23 protein-coding genes are annotated in these 22,776 nt (G+C 61.2%); 12 read left to right on the top strand and 11 right to left on the bottom strand.

Annotation, left to right across the window (positions count from 1 at the left end):
- Window positions 1-101: 101 nt before the first annotated feature.
- On the bottom strand, window positions 102-1,445 hold the full coding sequence (gene pssA / locus J3D60_RS03790) for a CDP-diacylglycerol--serine O-phosphatidyltransferase (RefSeq protein WP_065941336.1): 1,344 nt from the start codon (window positions 1,443-1,445) through the stop codon (window positions 102-104).
- 125 nt (window positions 1,446-1,570) lie between these two features.
- Here pssA and J3D60_RS03785 point away from each other — a divergent pair, with 125 nt between their 5' ends.
- Entirely contained in the window at window positions 1,571-2,134 is a 564-nt protein-coding gene (locus J3D60_RS03785) for a TetR/AcrR family transcriptional regulator (protein ID WP_065941335.1), read from the top strand.
- Window positions 2,135-2,188: 54 nt separating this feature from the next.
- Entirely contained in the window at window positions 2,189-2,668 is a 480-nt protein-coding gene (locus J3D60_RS03780) for a nuclear transport factor 2 family protein (protein WP_065941334.1), read from the top strand.
- Window positions 2,669-2,710: 42 nt separating this feature from the next.
- Here J3D60_RS03780 and J3D60_RS03775 read toward each other — a convergent pair whose 3' ends face one another.
- On the bottom strand, window positions 2,711-3,868 hold the full coding sequence (locus J3D60_RS03775; RefSeq protein WP_065941333.1) for a PQQ-dependent sugar dehydrogenase: 1,158 nt from the start codon (window positions 3,866-3,868) through the stop codon (window positions 2,711-2,713).
- Window positions 3,869-3,880: 12 nt separating this feature from the next.
- Window positions 3,881-4,195, bottom strand: a complete 315-nt coding sequence (locus tag J3D60_RS03770; RefSeq protein ID WP_065941332.1) for a hypothetical protein — start codon at window positions 4,193-4,195, stop codon at window positions 3,881-3,883.
- A 184-nt stretch (window positions 4,196-4,379) separates the two neighbouring features.
- On the opposite strand from J3D60_RS03770, the gene J3D60_RS03765 reads away from it, so the two are divergent.
- Both J3D60_RS03765 and ligD read left to right on the top strand, forming a co-directional pair.
- The gene (locus J3D60_RS03765; RefSeq protein WP_253489840.1) at window positions 4,380-5,219 is read left to right on the top strand and encodes a Ku protein; all 840 of its coding nucleotides are present in this window, start codon (window positions 4,380-4,382) and stop codon (window positions 5,217-5,219) included.
- Window positions 5,220-5,243: 24 nt separating this feature from the next.
- Window positions 5,244-7,718: a DNA ligase D gene (gene ligD, locus J3D60_RS03760; protein ID WP_253489831.1), complete on the top strand. Its 2,475-nt coding sequence runs from the start codon at window positions 5,244-5,246 to the stop codon at window positions 7,716-7,718.
- A 17-nt stretch (window positions 7,719-7,735) separates the two neighbouring features.
- Here ligD and lpxO read toward each other — a convergent pair whose 3' ends face one another.
- Complete coding sequence (lpxO, locus tag J3D60_RS03755) at window positions 7,736-8,635, bottom strand: lipid A hydroxylase LpxO (protein ID WP_253489828.1); 900 nt, start codon at window positions 8,633-8,635, stop codon at window positions 7,736-7,738.
- Window positions 8,636-8,968: 333 nt separating this feature from the next.
- On the opposite strand from lpxO, the gene J3D60_RS03750 reads away from it, so the two are divergent.
- A complete protein-coding gene (locus J3D60_RS03750) occupies window positions 8,969-9,355 on the top strand; it encodes a TIGR03067 domain-containing protein (RefSeq protein ID WP_065941329.1) in 387 nt (128 codons plus the stop codon).
- A 137-nt stretch (window positions 9,356-9,492) separates the two neighbouring features.
- Here the strand turns inward: J3D60_RS03750 and J3D60_RS03745 are convergent, their stop codons facing one another.
- Window positions 9,493-10,305 carry a bifunctional 2-polyprenyl-6-hydroxyphenol methylase/3-demethylubiquinol 3-O-methyltransferase UbiG gene (locus J3D60_RS03745; protein ID WP_253489820.1) on the bottom strand — a complete coding sequence of 271 codons (813 nt, stop codon included), beginning with the start codon at window positions 10,303-10,305 and terminating at the stop codon, window positions 9,493-9,495.
- A gap of 154 nt (window positions 10,306-10,459) precedes the next feature.
- Between J3D60_RS03745 and J3D60_RS03740 the strand changes: the two genes are divergently transcribed.
- Both J3D60_RS03740 and J3D60_RS03735 read left to right on the top strand, forming a co-directional pair.
- A complete protein-coding gene (locus tag J3D60_RS03740; protein ID WP_027607900.1) occupies window positions 10,460-11,698 on the top strand; it encodes an MFS transporter in 1,239 nt (412 codons plus the stop codon).
- 49 nt (window positions 11,699-11,747) lie between these two features.
- On the top strand, window positions 11,748-12,323 hold the full coding sequence (locus J3D60_RS03735) for a hypothetical protein (protein WP_253489818.1): 576 nt from the start codon (window positions 11,748-11,750) through the stop codon (window positions 12,321-12,323).
- 181 nt (window positions 12,324-12,504) lie between these two features.
- On the opposite strand, the gene J3D60_RS03730 is transcribed toward J3D60_RS03735, so the two are convergent.
- Both J3D60_RS03730 and J3D60_RS03725 read right to left on the bottom strand, forming a co-directional pair.
- A complete protein-coding gene (locus J3D60_RS03730) occupies window positions 12,505-12,822 on the bottom strand; it encodes a hypothetical protein (RefSeq protein WP_253493945.1) in 318 nt (105 codons plus the stop codon).
- A 5-nt stretch (window positions 12,823-12,827) separates the two neighbouring features.
- A complete protein-coding gene (locus tag J3D60_RS03725; protein WP_253489814.1) occupies window positions 12,828-12,989 on the bottom strand; it encodes a hypothetical protein in 162 nt (53 codons plus the stop codon).
- A gap of 309 nt (window positions 12,990-13,298) precedes the next feature.
- On the opposite strand from J3D60_RS03725, the gene J3D60_RS03720 reads away from it, so the two are divergent.
- Window positions 13,299-14,885 (top strand): ABC-F family ATPase, encoded by a 1,587-nt coding sequence (locus tag J3D60_RS03720; RefSeq protein WP_074846575.1) that lies wholly within the window; start codon window positions 13,299-13,301, stop codon window positions 14,883-14,885.
- A 301-nt stretch (window positions 14,886-15,186) separates the two neighbouring features.
- Complete coding sequence (locus tag J3D60_RS03715) at window positions 15,187-16,362, top strand: MFS transporter (protein ID WP_253489811.1); 1,176 nt, start codon at window positions 15,187-15,189, stop codon at window positions 16,360-16,362.
- Here J3D60_RS03715 and J3D60_RS03710 read toward each other — a convergent pair.
- Window positions 16,356-17,393, bottom strand: a complete 1,038-nt coding sequence (locus J3D60_RS03710; protein ID WP_141155075.1) for a dienelactone hydrolase — start codon at window positions 17,391-17,393, stop codon at window positions 16,356-16,358. The genes J3D60_RS03715 and J3D60_RS03710 overlap by 7 nt on opposite strands.
- 240 nt (window positions 17,394-17,633) lie before the next feature.
- On the bottom strand, window positions 17,634-18,245 hold the full coding sequence (locus tag J3D60_RS03705; RefSeq protein ID WP_253489809.1) for an FMN-dependent NADH-azoreductase: 612 nt from the start codon (window positions 18,243-18,245) through the stop codon (window positions 17,634-17,636).
- Window positions 18,246-18,371: 126 nt separating this feature from the next.
- On the opposite strand from J3D60_RS03705, the gene J3D60_RS03700 reads away from it, so the two are divergent.
- Window positions 18,372-19,280, top strand: coding sequence for a LysR substrate-binding domain-containing protein (locus J3D60_RS03700; protein WP_253489802.1), 909 nt, complete (start codon window positions 18,372-18,374; stop codon window positions 19,278-19,280).
- The gene (locus J3D60_RS03695) at window positions 19,277-19,639 is read left to right on the top strand and encodes an MmcQ/YjbR family DNA-binding protein (protein ID WP_065941321.1); all 363 of its coding nucleotides are present in this window, start codon (window positions 19,277-19,279) and stop codon (window positions 19,637-19,639) included. The genes J3D60_RS03700 and J3D60_RS03695 overlap by 4 nt, the downstream gene beginning before the upstream one ends.
- Here the strand turns inward: J3D60_RS03695 and J3D60_RS03690 are convergent.
- Both J3D60_RS03690 and J3D60_RS03685 read right to left on the bottom strand, forming a co-directional pair.
- Window positions 19,622-20,005, bottom strand: coding sequence for a DUF1294 domain-containing protein (locus J3D60_RS03690; protein ID WP_092489192.1), 384 nt, complete (start codon window positions 20,003-20,005; stop codon window positions 19,622-19,624). The two genes, J3D60_RS03695 and J3D60_RS03690, sit on opposite strands and share 18 nt — an antisense overlap.
- On the bottom strand, window positions 20,002-20,832 hold the full coding sequence (locus J3D60_RS03685) for an undecaprenyl-diphosphate phosphatase (protein ID WP_065941752.1): 831 nt from the start codon (window positions 20,830-20,832) through the stop codon (window positions 20,002-20,004). The genes J3D60_RS03690 and J3D60_RS03685 overlap by 4 nt, the downstream gene beginning before the upstream one ends.
- Before the next feature lie 229 nt (window positions 20,833-21,061).
- Here J3D60_RS03685 and J3D60_RS03680 point away from each other — a divergent pair, with 229 nt between their 5' ends.
- Window positions 21,062-22,696, top strand: coding sequence for a methyl-accepting chemotaxis protein (locus tag J3D60_RS03680; RefSeq protein WP_027607911.1), 1,635 nt, complete (start codon window positions 21,062-21,064; stop codon window positions 22,694-22,696).
- The last annotated feature ends 80 nt before the right edge of the window (window positions 22,697-22,776 follow it).

Here is a 22,776-nt window from a genome sequence, read left to right as displayed (position 1 = left end):
TCTCGTCCCTTAGAACAGTCAATAGACAACGTACAGCACACGCCAAAGACGCTGCAGAGGCAAAGTCTCAACACATCGAGCCTGCCGCAACGCACCCGTTACTAGAGAATTCGGTACAACAACCGCTCGATTCGTACACGGCTGACCCGGCGCAAAAACTTGCCGACGGCCTCGGGATAATCCACCAGGGTTTGCAAATCCTGGTAACGCTCGATCCGCGTGGTGTGCTGGAAAATCTGCGCCAGCTCCGTGCGTCGCGGCTCCAGCCACTGGCCTTGGGGGTCATCGACGAGCAAGGCGTTTTCCAGGTCGAGACGAAACGCCCGTGGGTTGAGGTTGTTGCCGGTGAGCAAGGTGTAGCGCTGATCGACCCACATGCCCTTGAGGTGGTAGGTGTTGTCGCCGTCGCGCCACAGATGCAGGTTCAACTGGCCGCTGTCGATCACCGGTTGATGACGCTTGGCAAAGCGGCGCAGGCTGATTTCGTACAGGTACGGCAGTGCCGAGATCACCTTGAAGGGTTCGCTGGGCGGGATGTAGAAATCGTTGGCGGTCTTGTCGCCGACGATGATGTCGACCTTCACCCCGCGCGCCAGGGCGCGGTTTATTTCGCGGGTCACCGGCAGCGGCAGGTTGAAGTACGGCGTGCAGATGGTCAGTTGATGCCGGGCACTGGCGATCAGTTCGAGGATCACGCGGTTCAACGGGTTGTTCTTGCCCACGCCGAGCAACGGGCTGACAGACAGGTGGCCGTTGGGCAACTGCCCTGCCGTGGTGTCGTAGGCCGCGTGCTTGAGCCGGCTGCGCAGGTCGCCGATGTCGTTGCGCAGGCTGCGGGTGGTCGGCGGGTTCGGCAGGTCGAGGCGGTGCACGGCCTTGGAGGCCACCAGGCCGTGTTCCACCAAGTGCTGCATGGAATCCGCCAGGGGCTGGCTGTGGATCAGGTGGTAACGGTCGAAGCGGTATTTATCGAACTTGTGCAGGTACACGTTGTTCAGGCTGGCACCGCTGTACAGCACACTGTCATCGATCACAAAGCCCTTGAGGTGCAGCACGCCGAACAGCTCGCGGGTTTGCACCGGTACGCCGTACACCGGCACTTCACTGGCATGGCGCTGCGTCATGGCCTGGTACCAGGCGCTGTTGCCCGGTTGCTTGCCGGCGCCGATCAGCCCGCGCTGGGCGCGCAGCCAGTCGACCACCACCACGATGTCCAACTCCGGCCGTGCAGCCTTGGCGGCGTGCAGGGCGTCGTAGATCTCCTGCCCTGCCTCGTCCTGCTGCAGGTACAACGCGACGATGTAGATACGGCGGGTGGCCTGGGCAATGTTCTCCAGCAGGCAGCGACGGAACGCATCAGCGCCGGACAGCACGTCAATGGCGTCGGGAGTCAGGGGAAAACCGCGCAGTTTGGGCAACAGGGAGCGTTTGAAGAACGACGGCATAAGGCTCGCAATGGGTCGAATCCGAAGAGGCCCCGAGCTTACACCATGGGTGTGCTCAGGTCTCGCAGTGGCAGAGAGTAAAATTCCTGTTGACAAAGAAGAACGATCGTTCTACTTTAGCAGCCATGAACGACATGACCCAGAATGAAACCCGCGACATTATCCTCGACGTCACCGAGAAGTTGATCTATCGCCACGGCATCGCCGCCACCGGCATGGACTTCCTGGTGAAAACCGCCGGCGTCTCGCGAAAAAGTATTTACCGTTACTTCGCCAATAAAGATGAGCTGGTGATCGCGGCCCTGCAGCGCCGTGACGAGCGCTGGATGCACTGGCTGCGCGGCGAGGTGGAGCGCGTCGATGGCAGCGGCGCACGCTTGCTCGCGCTGTTCGACGCGCTCAAGGCCTGGTTCGGCTCGGCGGATTTTCGCGGCTGCGCCTTTATCAACACCAGTGGCGAAACCGGCGACCCGCACGACCCGGTTCGCCTGCTGGCCAAGGCCCATAAACAGAAACTGTTCGAGTACGCACTCGAACTGTGCCAAGCACATGGTACCCCCGACCCCGAACGGCAGGCCGCGCAACTGCTGATCCTGATCGATGGCGCCATTACCGTTGCCCTGGTCATGGGTGATTCAACAGCCGCTGATAATGCGCAATGCATGGCGCGAACGTTATTGGGACTGTGAACGCACCCGCCTGGCAACTTTCGATAACGCTGTATGGTTTTGAGGAGCCGCCTGATGTCATCTACCGCAGAAACACGTCCGCCCTTGCCGCCGTTTACCCGTGAATCGGCGATTGAAAAAGTGCGCCTGGCCGAAGACGGCTGGAATTCCCGCGACCCGCACCGGGTGTCGCTGGCTTATACCCTGGACACGCACTGGCGTAACCGTGCCGAATTCGCCCATAACCGCGAAGAGGCCAAGGGCTTTCTCACGCGCAAATGGGCCAGGGAGCTGGATTATCGGCTGATCAAGGAGCTATGGGCCTTTACCGACAACCGCATCGCCGTGCGCTATGCCTACGAATGGCACGACGACTCGGGTAACTGGTTCCGCTCCTATGGCAATGAGAACTGGGAGTTCGACGAGAATGGCCTGATGGCCAATCGTTTTGCCTGCATCAACGACCTGCCGATCAAGGAGAGCGAACGCAAGTTCCACTGGCCGCTGGGACGGCGCCCGGATGAGCATCCGGGGTTGTCCGAACTCGGGCTTTGACTGAAGCCGCAAGCTTGAAACTTCAAGCTTGCGGCTCATTGCTCAATCCTGATTGAGGCCCACTCGATACAGCACGCCATCGTCCTCATCCGTCAGCACATAAAGAAAGCCATCCGGCCCCTGCCGCACATCGCGAATGCGTGCCTTCAAGCCGCCCAGCAAGCGCTCCTCATGGATAACCTTGTCGCCATCGAACTGCAGACGAATCAGTTCCTGGCTGGCCAGCGCACCGATGAACACGTTGTGCTGCCACGCCTTGAACCGGTCGGCGTCGTAGAAGGCCATGCCACTGATAGCCGGTGATTTCTCCCACACATGGTGGGGCGCCACGGTGCCTTCTGCGGTCTTGCCCTTGGCCTCGGGAATCGGTGTGAGCGAATAGTTGATGCCGTGAGTCGCCAGCGGCCAGCCGTAGTTCTTGCCCCGCTCGATAATGTTGATTTCATCACCGCCGCGCGGCCCGTGTTCGTTTTCCCAGAGCGTGCCACTCCATGGGTTCAGCGCCAGCCCTTGCGGATTGCGCTGGCCGTAGGACCAGATCTCGGGACGTACCCCGGCTTGACCGACAAACGGGTTGTCATCGGGCACGCGGCCATCCGGGTAGATCCGTACGACTTTGCCCTGCAGCTTGTCCAGGTCCTGGGCGGTCGGGCGGTCGTTGTTTTCCCCCAGGGTCACGAACAGGTAGCCATCGCGGTCGAAGGCCAGGCGCGAACCGAAGTGGTTGCCGGTGGAGAGTTTCGGCTCCTGGCGCAGGATCACGTTGAAATCGGTCAAGCCACTCAGGTCCGGCGCCAGGCGCCCGCGACCCACAGCGGTGCCGGCCGTGCCGCCCTTGCCGCCGCCTTCGGCGTACGTCAGGTAGACCATGCGGTCCTGCTTGAAGTCCGGCGACAGCACCACATCGAGCAAACCGCCCTGCCCCTTGGCCCACACCTCGGGCACGCCGGTCAACGGCGCAGACAGCTTGCCGTCCGGACTGACAAAGCGCAGGCGCCCCGGACGCTCGGTCACCAGGAACCCTTGCTGGTCGGGTAAAAACGCCACGGCCCACGGGTGATCGAGGCCTTTGACGATCGGGGTCGCGGTGATGCTGCCTTGTTCACTGGGGAACTGCTGCCCATCGGCGGCATAAACGGCCGTCTGCGCAAGCAGCGTGGTGGCGCACAGGGTGGCGAGCAGGGTTTTGCGTATCAACATAAGACAGCGTCCTTACCGGCGATTGCCGTTGGCATCATAGGTGGGGGCTTTGGAGTCGGTGGCTGGACGGCTGGGGGCCGCATCGCGTTGCGGATAGCGATTGCCGATACCACCGTTTTCCAGGGTCGGTGTGCGCGGCGTCGGCACGGTCTGAATACCGCGCACCGCCGGCGTATTGGGTTGGGTGCCCTGCATGCTGTTGGGATTGGCCCGGTGGATCGGGCCGTTATTGGAATCGCTTCTGCCGGGCAGGTTTTGCGCGAGGGCAACTGGCCCAAGTGCCAGGCCTAGCACCAGCACCGCGAGATGACGCACACAGCTGTTCATGACAAAGCCTCTCTGGGGCGAGGAGTACGTGCTTTCGATACCACGCTACGCCCTGGGTTCGGCTTTCGTAACTAAATAGTTTCTCATCAGGTGTAACACGATCTGTCCGCGCATCTGCCCGGGGAAACTTTTCACGCTGCCGTCGAGTCACCCGAACACAGCTTCTTCTTAAGGAATCGCACGTATGCCACGGGCAATCTGGAAAGGCGCCATCAGTTTCGGCCTGGTTCATATTCCGGTATCGCTGGTCTCGGCCACCTCCGCCCAGGGCGTGGACTTCGACTGGCTGGACAAGCGCAGCATGGACCCGGTGGGCTACAAGCGCATCAACAAGGCCACCGGCAAGGAGGTCACCAAGGAGAATATCGTCAAGGGCGTAGCGTTTGAGAAAGGCCGCTATGTGGTACTCAGCGAAGATGAGATCCGCTCGGCCCACCCCAAGTCGACCCAGACCATCGAAATCATCGCGTTTGTCGCCAGCGACCAGATTCCGTTGCAGAACATCGACACGCCCTACTTCCTGGCCCCGGATAAACGTGGTGGCAAAGTCTACGCACTGCTGCGCGAAACATTGAAGAAAACCCGCAAGGTCGCCCTGGCCAATGTGGTGTTGCACACCAAGCAACACCTGGCGGCACTGATGCCCCTGGAGTCGGCGCTGGTGCTGGTGATGCTGCGCTGGCCGGCTGAAGTGCGCAGCCTGGATGAACTGGAACTGCCCAGCGAGGTGACCAAACCCAGCCTGGCCAAGGGCGAGCTGGACATGGCCAAGCGCCTGGTGGAAGACATGAGCGCAGACTGGCAGCCCGAGGACTATCGCGACAGTTTCCAGGAAAAGATCATGGCGCTGGTGGCGAAGAAAGCCAAGGCCGGCAAGATCGAAGACGTCGAATCCCAGGAAGGCAGCGACGAGCGCAAGTCCGCCGATGTGATCGATTTGACCGAGCTGCTCAAGCGCAGCCTGGCGGGCAAGCCGGCGACGAAAAAACCGGCCGCGAAAAAATCCACCAAAAAGGCCTCCTGAGCCTGCCTTATGCGGGAGAACCACATGGCCAAGCCCCTGAGCGAATACAACCGTAAACGCGATTTCGAGGTCACCGCCGAGCCATCAGGCCGCGCACCGGGTCGTAAGCCCAAGGCATCGGCCCTGAGCTTCGTGATCCAGAAGCACGACGCGCGCAACCTGCACTATGACTTCCGTCTTGAGCTTGACGGGGTGCTGCTCAGTTGGGCAGTGCCCAAGGGGCCGAGCCTGGACCCGAGCCAGAAACGCCTGGCCGTGCACGTTGAAGATCATCCCCTGAGCTATGGCGGTTTCGAGGGCAGCATCCCGGCCGGCCAGTACGGCGCCGGCGATGTGATCGTGTGGGACCGCGGCATCTGGCAACCCCATGACGACCCGCACAAGGCCTATGCCGCCGGCAAACTCAAATTTACCCTGGTCGGTGAAAAGCTCTCCGGTGACTGGGCGCTGGTACGTACGCGCCTCAAGGGCAGCGGCGACAAGGAGCAGTGGATGCTGATCAAGGAAAAAGACCAGCAGGCCCGCCCCGCCGCCGAATACGATATTGTCCAGGCCCAGCCAAAGAGCGTCCTCAGTGACGCCTCGGTCGGTGAACCCAAGGCCAAGCCTCGCGCCAAACCACAGAAGCGGGCAACTGCCCTCCCCGAGCAATTTTCCCCGCAACTGGCGACCCTGGTGGACCGTGCGCCCGAAGGCGACTGGCACTACGAGATCAAGTTCGATGGTTACCGCATGCTCGCCCGCATCCGCGGCGGCGAGGTACGCCTGTTTACCCGCAATGGCCATGACTGGACCGAGCGCCTGCCACGCCAGGTCAAGGCCCTGCAGGCCCTGAAGCTCAAGGACAGCTGGCTCGATGGCGAGATGGTCAGCCTTAATGACGACGGCCTGCCGGACTTCCAGGCACTGCAAAATGCCTTTGAGCTCGGCCGCAGCCTGGACATCGTCTACTACCTGTTCGACGCGCCGTTTTTAAACGGCAGCGATCAACGCCAGGCGCCACTGGAGGAGCGACGCGCCGCGCTCAAAGACGCCTTGTCCGGCAGCCGCAGCAAACTGCTGCGTTTTTCCGAAGCATTTGCCGCCAACCAGCGCGATATCGTCGAAAGCGCATGCGAGCTGGCGTTGGAAGGCGTGATCGGCAAGCGTAAGGGCAGCCCCTACGTCTCCAGTCGAAGTACCGATTGGATCAAGCTCAAATGCCGCCTGCGCCAGGAGTTCGTGATCGTCGGCTACACCCGCCCCCAGGGATCACGCAGCGGTTTTGGTGCGCTGCTGCTGGCCGTCCATGCCGATGGCGCGCTGGTCTATGCCGGGCGCGTGGGTACCGGGTTCGACCAGGCCTCACTGAAAAACATCCATGCCCGGCTCAAGCCTTTGGAACGCACGGCGTCGCCCCTGGCAAAACCGCTGACCGGCACCCAGGCGCGCGGCGTGCATTGGGTAGAGCCGACGCTGGTCGGTGAGGTGCAGTTTGCCCAATGGACCCGAGAGGGTGTGGTACGCCAGGCAGCGTTCATGGGCTTGCGCACGGACAAACCCGCCGCGCAGGTCATTCAGGAGCAGCCCCGCGCGGCCAAAACCCTGAAAGCATCGGCGGCATGCAAGGCCAGCGGGGTGACGATCACTCACCCCGACCGCGTCATCGACCCGCAAAGCGGCACGCAGAAACAGCAATTGGCGCAGTTCTACGAAGGCATCAGCGAATGGATCCTGCCCTTCCTGCGCCATCGCCCCGTGTCCCTGCTCAGGGCTCCGGAAGGCATCGAGGGCGAGCAGTTCTTCCAGAAGCACTCGGAGCGCCTGGCGATTCCGAACATCAAGCAACTGGACCCGGCACTGGACCCAGGCCATGCGCGCCTGATGGAGATCGACACGACGAAAGCGCTGGTTGGGGCCGTGCAAATGGGCACCCTCGAACTGCATACCTGGGGCGCCACTTCGGACAAGATCGAAACCCCGGACCTGTTTGTGCTGGACCTTGACCCGGACCCGGCGCTGCCCTGGAAAACCATGCTGGAAGCCGCTCAGCTCACCTTGTCGGTACTCGACGAGCTGGGGTTGGAAGCCTTCGTCAAGACCAGCGGCGGCAAAGGCTTGCACCTGGTCATACCGTTGGCGCGGCGGGATGGCTGGGACACGGTAAAAGCCTTTGCCAAAGCCATCGCCCAGTTCATGGCCCGGCAGTTGCCCGAGCGTTTTACCGCCACCTCCGGGCCAAAAAACCGCGTAGGCAAGATCTTCATCGATTACCTGCGCAATGCCCGTGGCGCCAGCACAGTGGCGGCCTATTCGGTACGCGCACGGCCGGGCTTGCCCGTGTCGGTACCGGTAAGTCGTGAAGAGTTCAAAGGCTTGCGCAGTGCCCAGCAATGGACGGTGGCCAATCTGCTGGAACGTTTGCAAGGCTTGAAGGAAGACCCGTGGGCGGGCTATGCCAATCGGCAAAAAATCAACAGAAAGATGTGGGATCAATTAGACGCCACGCCACCGAAGTGAGTGGCGCCCGGACCGGTTCAGATCAGCAGGAAGAGAGCCGCCAGGGCAGCGAAGATCGCCCACTTTTCCAGGTAGTAACGCGTGCGGTTGCGCTTTTTCAGTTCTTTGCCACGCAGACGGATCGTGTACAGGCGAGTAAACGCGCGGTTGAGCCCACCCGTCTTGTCGCCGGCGTCATTGGGCGAGCCTGCGGCCGCCATCACAGTGCGGCTGAACCAGCGGTTGAAGGCGGCGGCCCAACGGTATTTCATCGGGCGCTCGATATCGCAGAACAGGATGATGCGGTTCTGTTGTGTAGTGTTTTCAGCGTAGTGAATATACGTCTCGTCAAACATCACCGGCTCGCCATCACGCCAGTAGTAACTTTCGCCGTCCACATTGATGTAGCAGCCCGGATCATTCGGCGTGTCCAGGCCCAGGTGGTAACGGTAGGAACCGGCATACGGGTCACGGTGGCGCACCAGCTTGGAGCCCGGCGGCAACTCGGCGAACATTGCCGCCTTGATCGAGCCGATGCCCTGCACCAGCTCGGTGGTACGCGGGCACAGCTTCATCGCCGAGGGGTGGCTGTCGCCATACCATTTCAGGTAGAACCGCTTCCAGCCGGACTTGAAGAACGAGTTGAAACCTACGTCGTTGTATTGGTCGGAGCGTTTGATTTCGCCCGCACGCATCAGAGCCTGGCCTTCCCGGCGAATCTCCTCCCAGTGCTCTTGCAGCGGGCTCAGTTCGGGAAAATCGCTGGGTGATAAATAAGGGCGGCCGGGCAGTTTGGAGAACAGGTAAAGGAAGCAGTTGATCGGTGCCAGGAAGGTCGAATGATCACTGAGTTGGCGACCCAGCTTATGCCGCACCCGACCACGCAGGTGTACATACGCAATGGAGGCAACGTAAAGAACAACAATGATGAGTTTCAAGGGATTTCGTCACATGTCAGAAGAAAACAGGCTGCTCCTGCGCGCCCACAACGGCTGAGGATGGATAGCAGCGTCTGAAATCACAATTCACACAATTGGCACGACCGGCTGAGTAATGTCCCGATACGTGGTCCGTGGCAGTTATTTAGCCACAGTTTGTAACCAAAAGTTAATCAAGAATTGTGAAAACCTGTCTAGTGAATGTGCCGGGCAGGCGCCTCGACGGCCGGCCTTGGGGCACGGCAACCACCGATCATCGAACGGCGAAAGATGGTAAAAGGCAGCACCGCCGGCAACGCCCGGTAATTACCCCCTCAGCAAAAAGGAATTTGTATGTCAGCCCTTTCAGATCCGGATAGTCAAACCCTTCAAGGCGTTTGGGAGCAAACCTCACTTGAAGACAGTGGCGTACTCAATCCCATCGATGCCCACAGCGCTCCGGGCGCTTTAACCACTATCAGCGGCGATCGTTTCGAAGTGAAGACCGTCAGTGGCGAAGTGTTGTTGGCGGGTCGGTTTTTCCTGGACAGCAGCACGGTTCCCAAAAGCATTACCTGGGTGGACGCCCTGGGCGATGACGCCGGCAAGCACTTGCCCGCCAGTTATCGCCTGGAGGGGGATTCATTTGTGTTCATTGCGGCGGATGAAGGAATGCCCAGACCTATCGTGTTCAGTACCGGCCCAGGCCAAACCATGCGCACTTTCGTGCGCCGCGCGTGATGCTGCGCGCCATCCGAACGCGCGACAGCAATTTCACAAAGCCTTCACTTTCAGCCCTATAGGGTGAAGCCTACCTACTCCAGTAAATCCCTTGGCCCGCCAGTTCGGGGGCTTTTTTTTGCCTGGTGCGAATCGGCTCAGGCGGGACGCTTGGTGGCGGCCAACGTGAAGCACAGGGGTAACTGGGCAGGCTGGTGCTCGTACTGGTCGTAAAGTTCTTCGCGATTGGAGTGGGCATATTCCTGCAGATGGTCGATCTGCAACTGCGCAGCAATCGCCGCGCTCACCACATCCCCCAGGGTGTGCACATACCAATAGGAGGTCGGCCCCGCCACTTCGCCCTGCCCCTCATAGACAATCGACTCCTGCAGCACAAAAGGCTCACGCTGGAAGTACGAACTGGCCGGCAACAGTGGGTCTGGCGCACGCGGGTCGAACATTTCCAGAAACGGGTGGGTTTCATACATCACCAGCGTGCCACCGGGTTTCAAGGTCCTGGCGACATGGCGCATGAACAGCGCCACATCCGGCATCCAGCCCAGCACGCCGATGGTCACCAAGGCGATGTCGAAGCGCTCGTGCAAGCGTGATGGCAACTGGTGGATATCGCTTTCGATGAATTCCGGGTGGTGGGGCGAAACGTCGGCAAGCTCACGGGCCTGCTGCAGGAACGCCCGGGATTGGTCCACACCGACCACCGAACGCGCGCCCAGGCCAAACAGCGACAGGCTTTCGCGACCGTTATTGCAGCACACCTGCACCACCTCTTTGCCGGCAACGCCGATGTCTTGCAACAGCCCGGTAAGAGTGGGGTCCAGGCACGAAAACCCAGGGTCGCGGACCCCGTTAAGCAGGGCGCTCCAGGTCTCGGTGGTTTTGTGCAGGTCGGCGGAGTGATCCCAGGCGTCCTTGTTGCAGGCAATCGCCTGTTGAGCTGAGGGCATGTCCATTGCGTCTCCAGATAAGTCATACGGCGAGGCAAAGAAAATAAGCCACAAGCCTACAGATTAAAACCCCAGCAGCAGGCGAAACTAAATGAACTGCGCGCAGGTCACTAGCGCAATGAGTGTTCAGCCTTTGAACGCCCCCTGCGAAGTCCTGATCATGGCCACACACGCCGACCTGCGTAATACCCTGTCCCTGGACAGCCTGAATTTTTTCCTGGCGGATGTGCGCGACGGCCTCGGTCCATACCTGGCCATCTACTTGCTGGCGGTGCACAAATGGGATCCGGCCAGTATCGGCGTAGTCATGACCCTGGCAGGTATCGCCGCGCTGATCACCCAGGGCCCGGCGGGTGCCCTGATCGACCGCACGCGCAGCAAACGCGCTGTGATTGCCGTTGCCGCCCTGCTGGTGACCGGCAGTTGCCTGTTGCTGCCCTTCGTCAGTTCATTCAGCCTGGTTGCCTTGACCCAGGCGGCCAGTGCCATCGCCGCATCGGTGTTCGCGCCGGCGATCTCCGCGATTTCCCTGGGCATTACCGGGCCACGAGCGTTCACCCGGCGCACCGGGCGCAACGAAACCTTCAACCACGCCGGCAACGCTGTGGCGGCGCTGTTGGCCGGTGGCCTGGCGTACCTGTTCGGCCCCGTGGTGGTGTTCTACCTGATGGCCTTTATGGCAGTGGCCAGCGTCGTCGCGGTCAGTTGCGTCTCCGCCAAAGCGATCGACCATGAGGTGGCCCGGGGCTTCGACCCTGCCCACCACAGCGACCATGAGCAGCCGTCCGGCATTGCGGTCTTGCTGGCCAACCGGCCGTTATTGCTGTTTGCCGTCTGCTGCGCGCTCTTCCACCTGGCCAATGCGGCGATGCTGCCACTGGTCAGCCAGAAGCTCTCGCAGATCAACCTGCAGATGGCCACGCCGCTGACCTCGGCCTGTATTGTCGCCGCACAATTGGTGATGGTGCCGATGGCCTGGCTGGTGGGCAGCAAGGCCGACGTGTGGGGGCGCAAGCCGCTGTTGCTGTTCGGCTTCATGATCCTGCCGCTGCGTGGCGTGCTCTATACCCTGTCCAGCGATCCCTACTGGCTGGTGGCCGTGCAGATGCTCGACGGTATCGGCGCAGGGATCTTCGGTGCGCTGTTCCCGGTGATCGTCAAGGACCTGACCCAGGGCACCGGGCGTTTCAACGTCAGCCTGGGGGCGCTGTCCACCGTATTTGGGCTGGGCGCGGCCTTGAGCAGCAGCCTGGCCGGTTTTGTGGTGCAGCAGGCCGGCTACAATGCGGCCTTCCTCACCCTGGCCGGGGTGGCGGGCGTCGCGTTGGCGCTGTTATGGCTGGCGATGCCGGAGACGCTGGCCAAACCCATCTTGGCCCCTCACGCATCTGCCGCATGATATAAGCGACACTGTGCGCCGAACCCAAACAGCAAATGGAGTTGCCCCTATGACGAAATACATCCTGTATCCGCTACTGCTTCTGCTCGCAGGCTGCAGCACGGGGCCCTATCTGCATCCGGAGTCGACGTTGGGCAGCAACGCCCTGCTTTCGCGCACCTGCCCCGGCCCGAAAGCGGCGATGAGCTATGCCCCACTGGCAGAAGAACTCAACTGGGTTCATGTGCTGGTCTATGTGGCGCCACCCGGCACATCCAGCTGGCCGGGTAACCAGCGCTCAACCGCTGCTGAACTGCGCCTGTTCGGACGGCTCTACCCATCCAATAGCACAGCAGCCGTCAAACAGGCCGACCCGGCGCTTTGGGTCAGTGCAGCGTCGCCCGTTGTCACGGTCACCCTGGCTAACGGGCAAAGCTATCCTGTCACCATTGAACAACTCAAAACCGGTTTCGACCCCAGGAAAACATTCCACAGCGAGTTCAAAGGAACAGCGTTGGGCCAAGGCGATATGGATGATTTCACGCTCACCTTCCCGGACATATTCGTCAACGGTGAAAAAGTCCCTATGGCCCCGATTCACTTCAAGAAACGCGAAGAGCGTTATGCGCCTGTGTTCAATTGCTGAGAGGCGGCAGACGTTTACGCTTTGGTTTGGCAGAACCTGGCGTTGACCTGGTGTTTTTAAGCGATGGTTCTTAGGGCGCTGACGGACAAATGAGACTGAGCGGCTATCGGGTATGAAAAAAGCGCCGCACTCGCCTTCGGTGAGCTGACCCAGCGTTTGATTGCCGGGCCAGCGGGCCAAGTTAAAGCAGTACAGTGGACAGCATTCCAAGGGCTCCCAAGACGAACCCGATAAGCGCGCCTCGCCCTGGTGCTTCATGAAACAGAGACCAGACCACCACGGGTTCAAGAAGCAACAACGAGGTGACGGAAACCACAGTGACGACCCAGATATCACCGACAGCAACGTACCCCAGCCAATATGCACCCAGCAGACAAAGCCCTGCAAAACACATCAGCGCAACGGGAAGTACGAACCCTTCCCATGAACCACTTCCTGTCTGGGCAAGCTTGGCGGTGACCACCTCACTGTAGATTGCACAAAACTCGCCGACCACCATCAACCCTAGAGCAGAAACTCCGAGTAGTTCTTTGGACATATCAAAAACTCCTTCGTATTCAGCGCAATATTTTTCAGCTCCCAGCGGGCGATGCCGCAGCCCAGGAGTTCGTTGCAGTGATACGAAGCAGCCTTGAACAGGCCTGAATTACCGAAGTGCTTTTCCATGCGCATGTCCTTCACGGGTTGAGTCTCGGCGCCCAGATAGCGGGCTCGTTGCGATCATACGTTCCGCTATCCAGCCTGAACAACCCGCCAGTGTGGAGAAGCCCTGCACCACGCGACATTGAAGGCTCTTAACATCCGTCGTCGGCCGCCATACAACTGTCGCCTCACATATGCGACAATGCGCGCCAAATTCCAACACACATCCCCCATTTTTTGCTCAGCGACCGGGTTTCGCACCTTGATGTCGCTGTTGATGCATGCCTGAAGGCTCCTGCCGCCACGCTCGCAACCCATTGATAGGTAAAGTAATTGATCTCCACAGCTAACATCACCATGCAGTTCGGCGCCAAGCCGCTCTTTGAGAACGTCTCGGTCAAGTTCGGCGCCGGCAACCGGTATGGTCTGATCGGTGCCAACGGTTGCGGCAAGTCGACCTTCATGAAAATCCTCGGCGGCGACCTCGATCCGTCCGGCGGCCAGGTCATGCTGGAGCCGAATGTGCGCCTGGGTAAGCTGCGCCAGGACCAGTTCGCCTACGAAGAATTCACCGTGCTCGACACCGTGATCATGGGCCACGAGGAGCTGTGGAAGGTCAAGGCCGAGCGCGACCGTATCTACTCGCTGCCGGAAATGAGCGAAGACGACGGCATGGCCGTGGCCGAGCTGGAAACCGAATTCGCCGAGATGGACGGCTACACCGCCGAATCTCGTGCCGGTGAACTACTGCTGGGCCTGGGTATTCCCCTGGAACAGCATTTCGGCCCGATGAGCGAAGTCTCCCCCGGCTGGAAACTGCGTGTGTTGCTGGCCCAGGCGCTGTTCTCGGACCCGGAAGTGCTGTTGCTCGACGAACCGACCAACCACCTGGACATCAACACCATCCGCTGGCTGGAAAACATCCTGACCCAGCGCTCCAGCCTGATGATCATCATCTCTCACGACCGTCACTTCCTGAACAGCGTGTGCACCCACATGGCTGACCTGGACTACGGCGAGCTGCGCCTGTTCCCGGGCAACTACGACGAGTACATGACCGTGGCGACCCAGTCCCGCGAGCAACTGCTGTCGGACAACGCCAAGAAAAAAGCGCAGATCTCCGAGCTGCAATCCTTCGTCAGCCGCTTCTCGGCCAACGCCTCGAAAGCCAAGCAGGCGACGTCCCGTGCCAAGGCGATCGACAAGATCCAGCTGGCCGAGGTCAAGCCTTCGAGCCGCGTGAGCCCGTTTATCCGTTTCGAACAAACCAAAAAGCTGCACCGCCAGGCGGTCATCGTCGAGCGCATGGCCAAAGGCTTCGACGGCAAGCCGCTGTTCAAGGACTTCAGCTTCCAGGTTGAAGCCGGCGAGCGCGTGGCGATCATCGGCCCGAACGGTATCGGCAAGACCACCCTGCTGCGCACCCTGGTCAACGAACTGACGCCGGATGCGGGCAGCATCAAGTGGACCGACGCCGCAGAACTGGGCTACTACGCCCAGGATCACGCGAGTGACTTCGAAAACGACATGAGCCTGTTCGACTGGATGGGCCAGTGGACCCAAGGCGAGCAAGTGATCCGTGGCACCCTGGGGCGCATGCTGTTCTCCAACGACGAGATCCTCAAGTCGGTCAAGGTGATCTCCGGTGGTGAGCAAGGTCGCATGCTGTTCGGCAAGCTGATCCTGCAAAAGCCGAACGTGCTGATCATGGACGAACCGACCAACCACTTGGACATGGAATCCATCGAGGCGCTGAACCTGGCGCTGGAGAACTACCCGGGCACGCTGATCTTCGTCAGCCACGACCGTGAGTTCGTATCGTCCCTGGCCACCCGCATCATCGAGTTGAGCGCCAACGGCGTGATCGACTTCAGCGGCACCTACGACGACTACCTGCGCAGCCAGGGCGTGGTGTTCTAACAGTGGCGACCTGAAACCCTGGGGAACAGGCTCGTTGTAGCGAGAGAGCTTGTTGTGGTGAGCGGGCTTGCCCCGCGCTGGGCTGCGCAGCGGCCCTGAAAACAAACACCGCGTTTTGCCTGGCAGAATGCGGTGTTTTTTATTGGGGCTGCTGCGCAGCCCAGCGCGGGGCAAGCCCGCTCACCACAACAAGCCCGCTCGCCACAGTAAGCCGGTTTCTCAGTCAAAGTAGTTAGCCTGCTTCCTTTTCCCCCAAGCCCTTGCCATGATGCGTTCACCGCCCGCCCGCGAACGAGTGCCCATGTCTGCCGCCGCCCCCAGTTCACTGTCGATCACCCTGCAGATCGTCTCCATCGTCTTCTACACCTTCATCGCCTTTATCTGCATCGGCCTGCCGATTGCGGTAATCCCGGGCTACGTCCATGAGCAACTGGGCTTCAGCGCGGTGGTGGCCGGGATTACCATCGGCTCGCAGTACCTGGCAACTCTGCTCAGCCGCCCCATGGCCGGGCGCATGTCCGACAACGTCGGCACCAAGCGCGCGATTGTGCTGGGGCTGGCGGGCATCCTGGTCAGCGGTGTGTTGACGTTCTTCGCCACCCTGGTGGACAGCCTGCCCAGCCTGAGCCTGGGGATTCTGATCGTCGGCCGGCTGTTGCTGGGCGTGGCCCAGGGCCTGATCGGCGTGGGCACCATCAGTTGGTGCATGGGCCAGGTCGGGGCGGAGCACACGGCGCGGTCGATTTCGTGGAATGGCATTGCCTCCTACGGCGCCATCGCCATCGGCGCGCCGCTCGGAGTGGTGATGGTCGCCGAATATGGCTACACCAGCCTGGGTATCGCGCTGTCGGTATTGGCGGCGCTGGGCCTGGTGCTGATCCGCAATAAACCCTCGGTGCCGGTAGTGCGCGGCGAGCGCCTGCCGTTCTGGGCGGTGTTCGGGCGCATTGCACCCTTTGGTGCCAGCCTGTGCCTGGCATCCATCGGCTACGGCACCCTGACCACCTTTATCACCCTGTATTACCTCAATCGCGGCTGGGCCGGCGCGGCGTACTGCCTCACGGTGTTTGGCGTGTGTTTTATCCTCTCGCGGCTGCTGTTCATCTCCGCGATCAGCCGGTTTGGCGGCTTCAGGGCGGCGATTGCCTGCATGATCATCGAGACCCTGGGTCTGACGCTGCTGTGGCTGGCACCGTCCACCGGCGTAGCCTTGATCGGTGCAGGGCTGACCGGCTTTGGCTTGTCGCTGGTGTACCCGGCGCTGGGCGTGGAGGCCATCAAGCAGGTGCCGAACAGCAGTCGCGGTGCGGGCCTGAGTGCCTATGCGGTGTTTTTCGACCTGGCCCTGGCGATTGCCGGGCCGTTGATGGGCGCCGTGGCGCTGAACCTGGGTTACAGCTGGATTTTCTTCTGCGCAGCGCTGTTATCGGTCACGGCGCTGGGCGTGACCTTGCTGCTCAAGCGCCGCGCTTACTGATCGGCGGTCTGCAAACCGGCGCGGGTAGCCTGGCCGAGGGTGTGGCTGAAAAAACGCCCGGCTTCGGAGATCAGGTCGCGGTGGATACCTTCACGGTCGACGCCGTCGGCATCGGTGCAGATGGCCGGCATCGCGGCCAGTTGGTCGCTGTCGCACGGCGCCATGAATACGAAGTGCCCTGCCCCCGCCAGCAGCTTGAAGTCCGGTGGCTCCGGCAGTTTGCGTGCCAGGGCGGCGGCGTTCTTGTCGACCGCCACCAGCTTGTCGCCGTCGCCGCTGTAGAGCAGCACCGGCACATGCACGTCGGCCAGGGTGTGGCGGCCGAACATCAGGCTCAACGGCGCCATCAACATCAAGGCATGAATGCGTGGGTCGGATTGCGGTTGCAGGTCGTCACGGTCCACCACCAGTTCGCCCTTGGTGGTGCAGGCATCACGATCTTCGGGGCGTTCCTGGCAATAACGGCGCAGGCGGTCGAAGTCCGGCTTGGCACCGGCCAGGATCAACGCGGTTTCGCCACCGGCCGAATAGCCGATAACGCCCACCTGATCGACGTTGACGAACGGCGACAACATCGGGTCGGCCAGGGTCGCGGTGATCGCTTCGGAAATCTGGATCGGCCGGCCGTACAGGTTACTCACCGTGCCCAGGCGGCTGTGGTCCTTATAGTTATCGCCGGGATGCAACACCGCGACCACCACAAAGCCTTTGCGCGCCAGGGAGGTGGCCAGGTCATGCAGGGCCAGCGGCGTACCGGTGTTGCCATGGGACAGCATCAACATCGGGAAGCGGCCAATGGCGATCTTGGAATCTTCGCTGGCGGCGACGTGATAGGGACCCAGTTGCGTGCTGTGTTCAGCGTCGGTCGATGGGTAGAAAGCCACGGCTTTCATCGGCTGCTGGTCCAGCGGGTCGAGAAAGCTCATGCGGTGGAAGCCCACACTCCAATGGGGGTGCGGCGCGGGCGCAGCGTGCACTGAAATCAGGCCGCCGAGCAGGGAAAGAACCATAACAGCACAAAGACGCATCATGAGGATGTCCACCTTTGCTGCGTGACCACGTTCAACACCCGCGGCATGTCTATATGAAAAGTCCATGGTTCAAGGCACTCGCATCGGGTGATAAACCCATGCGTGCATAACCTGGGCCAAAGTAATGACAACGGGTAAACAAAAAAACTCCGTATTCCGGTCGTTTCAGGCGACAAGAATACAGAGTTTAGGCGCCCGGCTTCGGATTGAAACCGAGCAGAGGCGAAATTTACATAAGCCTTACGCAGCGGCGAACAATTGTTCGTTGATGAGCACGTTGGCGTCGCTCAGGGATTTGCTGCGCACTTCATCACCGTAGGCCAGGCCATGGGCGCGGACGAATTCGATGTCGGTAATGCCGAGGAAGCCCAGCATCACTTTGAGGTATTCCTCGTGGGCCACACCGGTTGCCTGGCCGACATGCATGCCGCCGGAGGTGGACACAATGACGACTTTCTTGTTACCGCACAGGCCTTCAGGGCCCGCTTCGGTGTAACGGAAGGTCTGGCCGGCAACGGCGATGCGGTCGATCCAGGCTTTCAACTGGGTTGGAATGGTGAAGTTGTACATCGGCGCACCGATCACCACGGCGTCGGCGGCGAGGAATTCGGCCAGGCTGTTGGCACTGAGGTCGGCCTCGTGTTGTTGCGCGGTGTCACGCAATTCGGCGGCGGTGCCCAGGGCGCCCAGGGTCGCGCCGGAGAAGTGGTTGATGCCTTCGCTGGCGAGGTCGCGATAGGTCACTTCCACACCTGGCTCGGCCGCTTGCCAGGCCTTGACCACGCCAGCGCTGAGCTGACGGGAAGCCGAGTTGTCGCCGAGGATGCTGGAATCGATGTGCAACAGTTTCATGGTGGATCTCCGAGTGTGGGATCGACAGTGGCGATCAGATGGAGGGGATGCTACGCATGAAACCAATAGTCGATAAGACGCCTGAAATGCGATAGTTTGTCCCACTGACAGGACAATAGGCTGACCATGCAAGACCTCAACGACCTCTACTATTTTGCCAAAGTCGTCGAAGCCGGCGGCTTTGCGGCGGCCGGGCGGCTGTTGGGGATTCCCAAATCGCGGCTGTCGCGGCGCATTGCCGAGCTGGAAGAGCGCCTCGGCGCGCGCCTGCTGCAACGCACCACGCGGCAACTGACCCTGACCGCCGTCGGCGAGCGCTACCTGCGCCACTGCCAGGCGATGCTGCTGGAAGCGGAAATGGCCGATGAGGCCGTCGCCAGCATGTCCAGCGAACCCCGTGGGCGCCTGAGGGTGACGTGCCCGGTGGGCCTGGCGCAAAACATGATGCCGGATGTGGTCGCGGGTTTCCTGGCTGCCCACCCCCAGGTGCAGTTGGAAATGACCCTGGTCAACCGCCGTGTCGACCTGGTAGCCGAAGGCATCGATGTGGCGCTGCGCGTGCGCGAACTGGGCGATGAAGACCCGCTGCTGGTCACCAAGCGCCTGCGCCCCGCCCAGACGGCCCTGGTCGCCAGCCCAAACTTTTTGCACGGTCGGCACATCAACACCCTCGACGACCTCAAGCAACTGCCGATACTCGGCGCGCTGGAAGCTGACCGCATGGTGCACCAACGCATCCTCGATCCCGAAGGCAACGCCCACGACCTGGTGATGGAAGCGCGCCTGGGCGTCGATGACTTCAACGTACGCAAGGCCAGCGCCATCATGGGCCTGGGCTTTACCGTGCTGCCGATGATGTACTGCGAAGAAGAACTGGCCAGCGGCCGGCTCGTACAATTGCTACCGGAGTGGTCGTTGCCGGGCGGCTGGCTGCAGGCCGTCTACCCGCATCGCCGCGGCGTGCTGCCGGCGATTCGCGCCTGGATCGATTACCTGGAAGAAGGCTTCAAAAGCTGCGGAGACCGCCTGCTATGAAAATGACCGAAGCACAGGTCGCGACGTTCTGCCTGAGCCTGCCCGGCGCGCGGGAAGACTACAAATGGGGCGGCGTGCGGGTGTTCTCGATCGCCGGCAACAAAATGTTCGCCCTGCAAAACCTGCGCGGCGACTCACTGGCGTTCAAGGTCGACAAGGACTTGTTCCTCGGCCATGTGGACCGTCCCGGCATCCACCCGGCGCCGTACCTGGCACGCGCGCAGTGGATCATCATGAACACGCCCTACCCGCTGGGGGCCGAGGAACTGCGTAGCCTGTTGCAGCGCTCCCACCAGTTGGTGGTGAGCAAACTGCCCAAGCGCACGCAGGTGGGGTTGCTGCTAGAGAACGGACAGTAGCGTGCCACCGAGGAACAACTGGTCCAGCCAGAACACCTGGTGCAACAACACGATCACCCAGAACAGCACCTGGTAAGACACCTTGCGCGTCTTGTGCCGGAACACCTGCTGGGCAATCAGCGCCCCCGGCCAGCCGCCCGCCAGTTCCACGGCGTGGAGGATGTTTTCCGGGGTGCGCCAACTGTCGGTGCGGGCCTTGCGCTTGTCGCTCCAATACAGGAAAAACGCGATCACGCTGACCACCCCATAGGCCACCAGCGGAATCACGGTTTCGCCGCGTTGCCACACCAATACCGATCCCACCAGCGGCGCCGCGCACAGCAGCACAAAGATCGCCGCTTTCAAGCGCGGATGCTGAACCATCATGCCTTGGCCGCCGCCCAGTCGATCCAGCCGAATTGCCAGGTCGCCAGGATCAACAGGCCGAACGCAATGCGGTACCAGGCGAACGCCGCATAGCTATGGCTGGCGATGAACTTGAGCAGGCCCTTGACCGCGATCATCGCGAAGATGAACGAGGTGACGAAGCCGATGGCGAACACCGGCAGGTCCGCCGGCTGGAACAGATCGCGGTATTTGTAGCCCGAGTACACCGCCGCACCGACCATGGTCGGCATGGCCAGGAAGAACGAAAACTCGGTGGCGGTCTTGCGCGACAGGCCGAACAGCAGGCCGCCGATGATGGTCGAGCCGGAGCGCGACGTACCCGGGATCATCGCCAGGCACTGGGCAAAACCGACCTTGAGCGCGTCTTTCCAGGTGATGTCATCGACGCTTTCGGCGTGCACTTCATGCTCGCGGCGCTCGGCCCACAGCATGACGATGCCGCCGATCACCAACGCGGTGGCCACAGTGATCGGGTTGAACAGGTAATGGTGAATCAGGTCGGCAAAGATCACCCCCAGCACCACGGCCGGCAGGAACGCGATCAGCAGGTTGACCGTGAAGCGCTGGGCATTGCGCTGGGTCGGCAAGCCGGTGACCACGTCGAGGATCTTGCGCCGGAATTCCCAGACCACCGCGAGGATCGCACCCAGCTGGATGATGATGTTGAACGCCATGGCGCGTTCGCCGCCGAAGTCGAGCAAATCGGCGACGATAATCTGGTGGCCGGTGCTGGAGATCGGCAGGAACTCGGTAAGCCCCTCGACGACGCCAAGAATCAATGCCTGAATGGCGGTCCAAAAATCCATGCTTCCCCCAAAGGTCATGCGCTGTGGCATGCCTTATCAATCTTTTAATGGTTCACTGACGAGCGCACTCAAGTGCCCGGTGTTGACCATGGTCAATGCCGGCCTGCAAAAATTCTGTGAAAAATCAGGCAGTACTCAGGTTTTGCGATTTCAGGCCGAAAGCCTATCAGACAAGGCGTAAAAGTCGATGCGACGCCCACAATTATAAAAAGCCCGGAGTGACAGGACGATGAACAGTTTGCGCAATATGTCGATCAGCCGACGCCTCTGGATGATCCTGATCGTCGCCGTGCTGATGCTGATGGCCCTGGGTTTGCTGATGCTCAAGCAGATCCACGACGACCTGTACCAGGCCAAGCGCCAGCAGACCCAGCACGTGGTCCAGACCGCCAGCGGGATCCTGACGTTTTATCACAGCCTCGAAACCACCGGGGTTATGACCCGCGAAGCGGCGCAAAAACAAGCCCTGAGCGCGGTGCGCGGCTTGCGCTATGACCACGACGACTACTTCTGGATCAATGACCTCACCCCCGTGATGATCATGCACCCGGCCAACCCCAAGCTGGACGGCCAGAACCTCTCGGCCATCCGTGACCCCGACGGGTTTGCCGTGTTCAACGAGTTCGTGATCCTGGCCAAGGCCAAGGGGGCCGGCATCATCAACTACCGCTGGCCGAAGCCGGGTGCGGAGGCGCCGGTGGCGAAAACCTCGTATATCCAGTTGTTCGAGCCGTGGGGCTGGATCATCGGCTCCGGCGTGTACGTCGACGATGTGCAGGCCGAGTTCAACAGCCAAGTGTGGAAGGCCTCGCTTATCGTCCTCGGCATCGCACTGGTGATGGCCCTGCTGGTCTCGCTGATTGCCCGTAGCATCGTGCGCCCCTTGCAGGATGCGGTGAACGCCATGGGCAATATCGCCAGCGGCGAAAGCGACCTGACCCGCAGCCTCGATACCCACGGCCGCGACGAAGTCACCCAGCTGTCCCAGCACTTCAACACCTTCACGGCCAAGCTGCGCCAGGTCGTCAGCCAGTTGCAGGTGTGCGCCAACGCCCTGGGCCAGTCCTCCACGGAGCTGGGCAACAACGCGACCCAGGCCCATGACCGCAGCCAGCAACAGTCCCAGCAGATGGAACTGGTGGCCACCGCCATCAATGAAGTCACCTACGGCGTGCAGGACGTGGCCAAGAACGCCGAACACGCCGCCAGCGAAATGCGCGATGCCCAGGCCCAGGCCCAGCAAGGCCAGGTCAATATCGACAGCAGCCTGCAGCAGATCGACCAGCTCTCCACCACCATCAGCCAGGCCGTGGAAGTGATCCGCACCTTGTCCAGCGAAAGCACGCAGATCGGTGGTGTGTTGGAAGTGATCCGCTCCATCGCCGACCAGACCAACCTGCTGGCCCTCAACGCCGCCATCGAAGCGGCACGCGCCGGGGAACAAGGCCGTGGTTTTGCCGTGGTGGCCGATGAAGTCCGCCTGCTGGCCCAGCGCACGCAGAAATCCACCGCCGAGATCCAGGCGATGATCGAGCGCCTGCAAGGTCACTCGGAAGCCGCGGTCAAGGTGATCAGCGACAGCCACAGCGCCTCGCAACTGACCATCGAACAAGCCGGCCAGGCGGGTGCCAGCCTCACTGCCATCGGCCAGGCGCTGCACAACCTCAACGGTTTGAATGCCTCGATTGCCAGCGCTACCCTGCAACAGGCCCATGTGGTGGAAGACATCAACCAGAACGTCACCCAGGCTGCGAGCCTGTCCCACAGCACCGCAATGGCGGCCGAGCAGTCCAACGTGGCCAGCGTGCATTTACGCGGGCTGAGCGAGCAGCTCGACGGCCTCTTGCGCCAGTTCAAGGTCTAACACTGCTCCAGATGTGGGAGGGGGCTTGCCCCCGATGGCGATACATCAGTCTGCATATGTGCAGCTGACCCTCCGCTATC

This window comes from Pseudomonas sp. S3E17 (assembly GCF_024168685.1).
Taxonomy (GTDB): Bacteria; Pseudomonadota; Gammaproteobacteria; order Pseudomonadales; family Pseudomonadaceae; genus Aquipseudomonas; species Aquipseudomonas marginalis.
The sequence above is the reverse complement of the archived record's forward strand: the minus strand, read 5'-3'. Positions and strand labels throughout refer to the sequence as shown.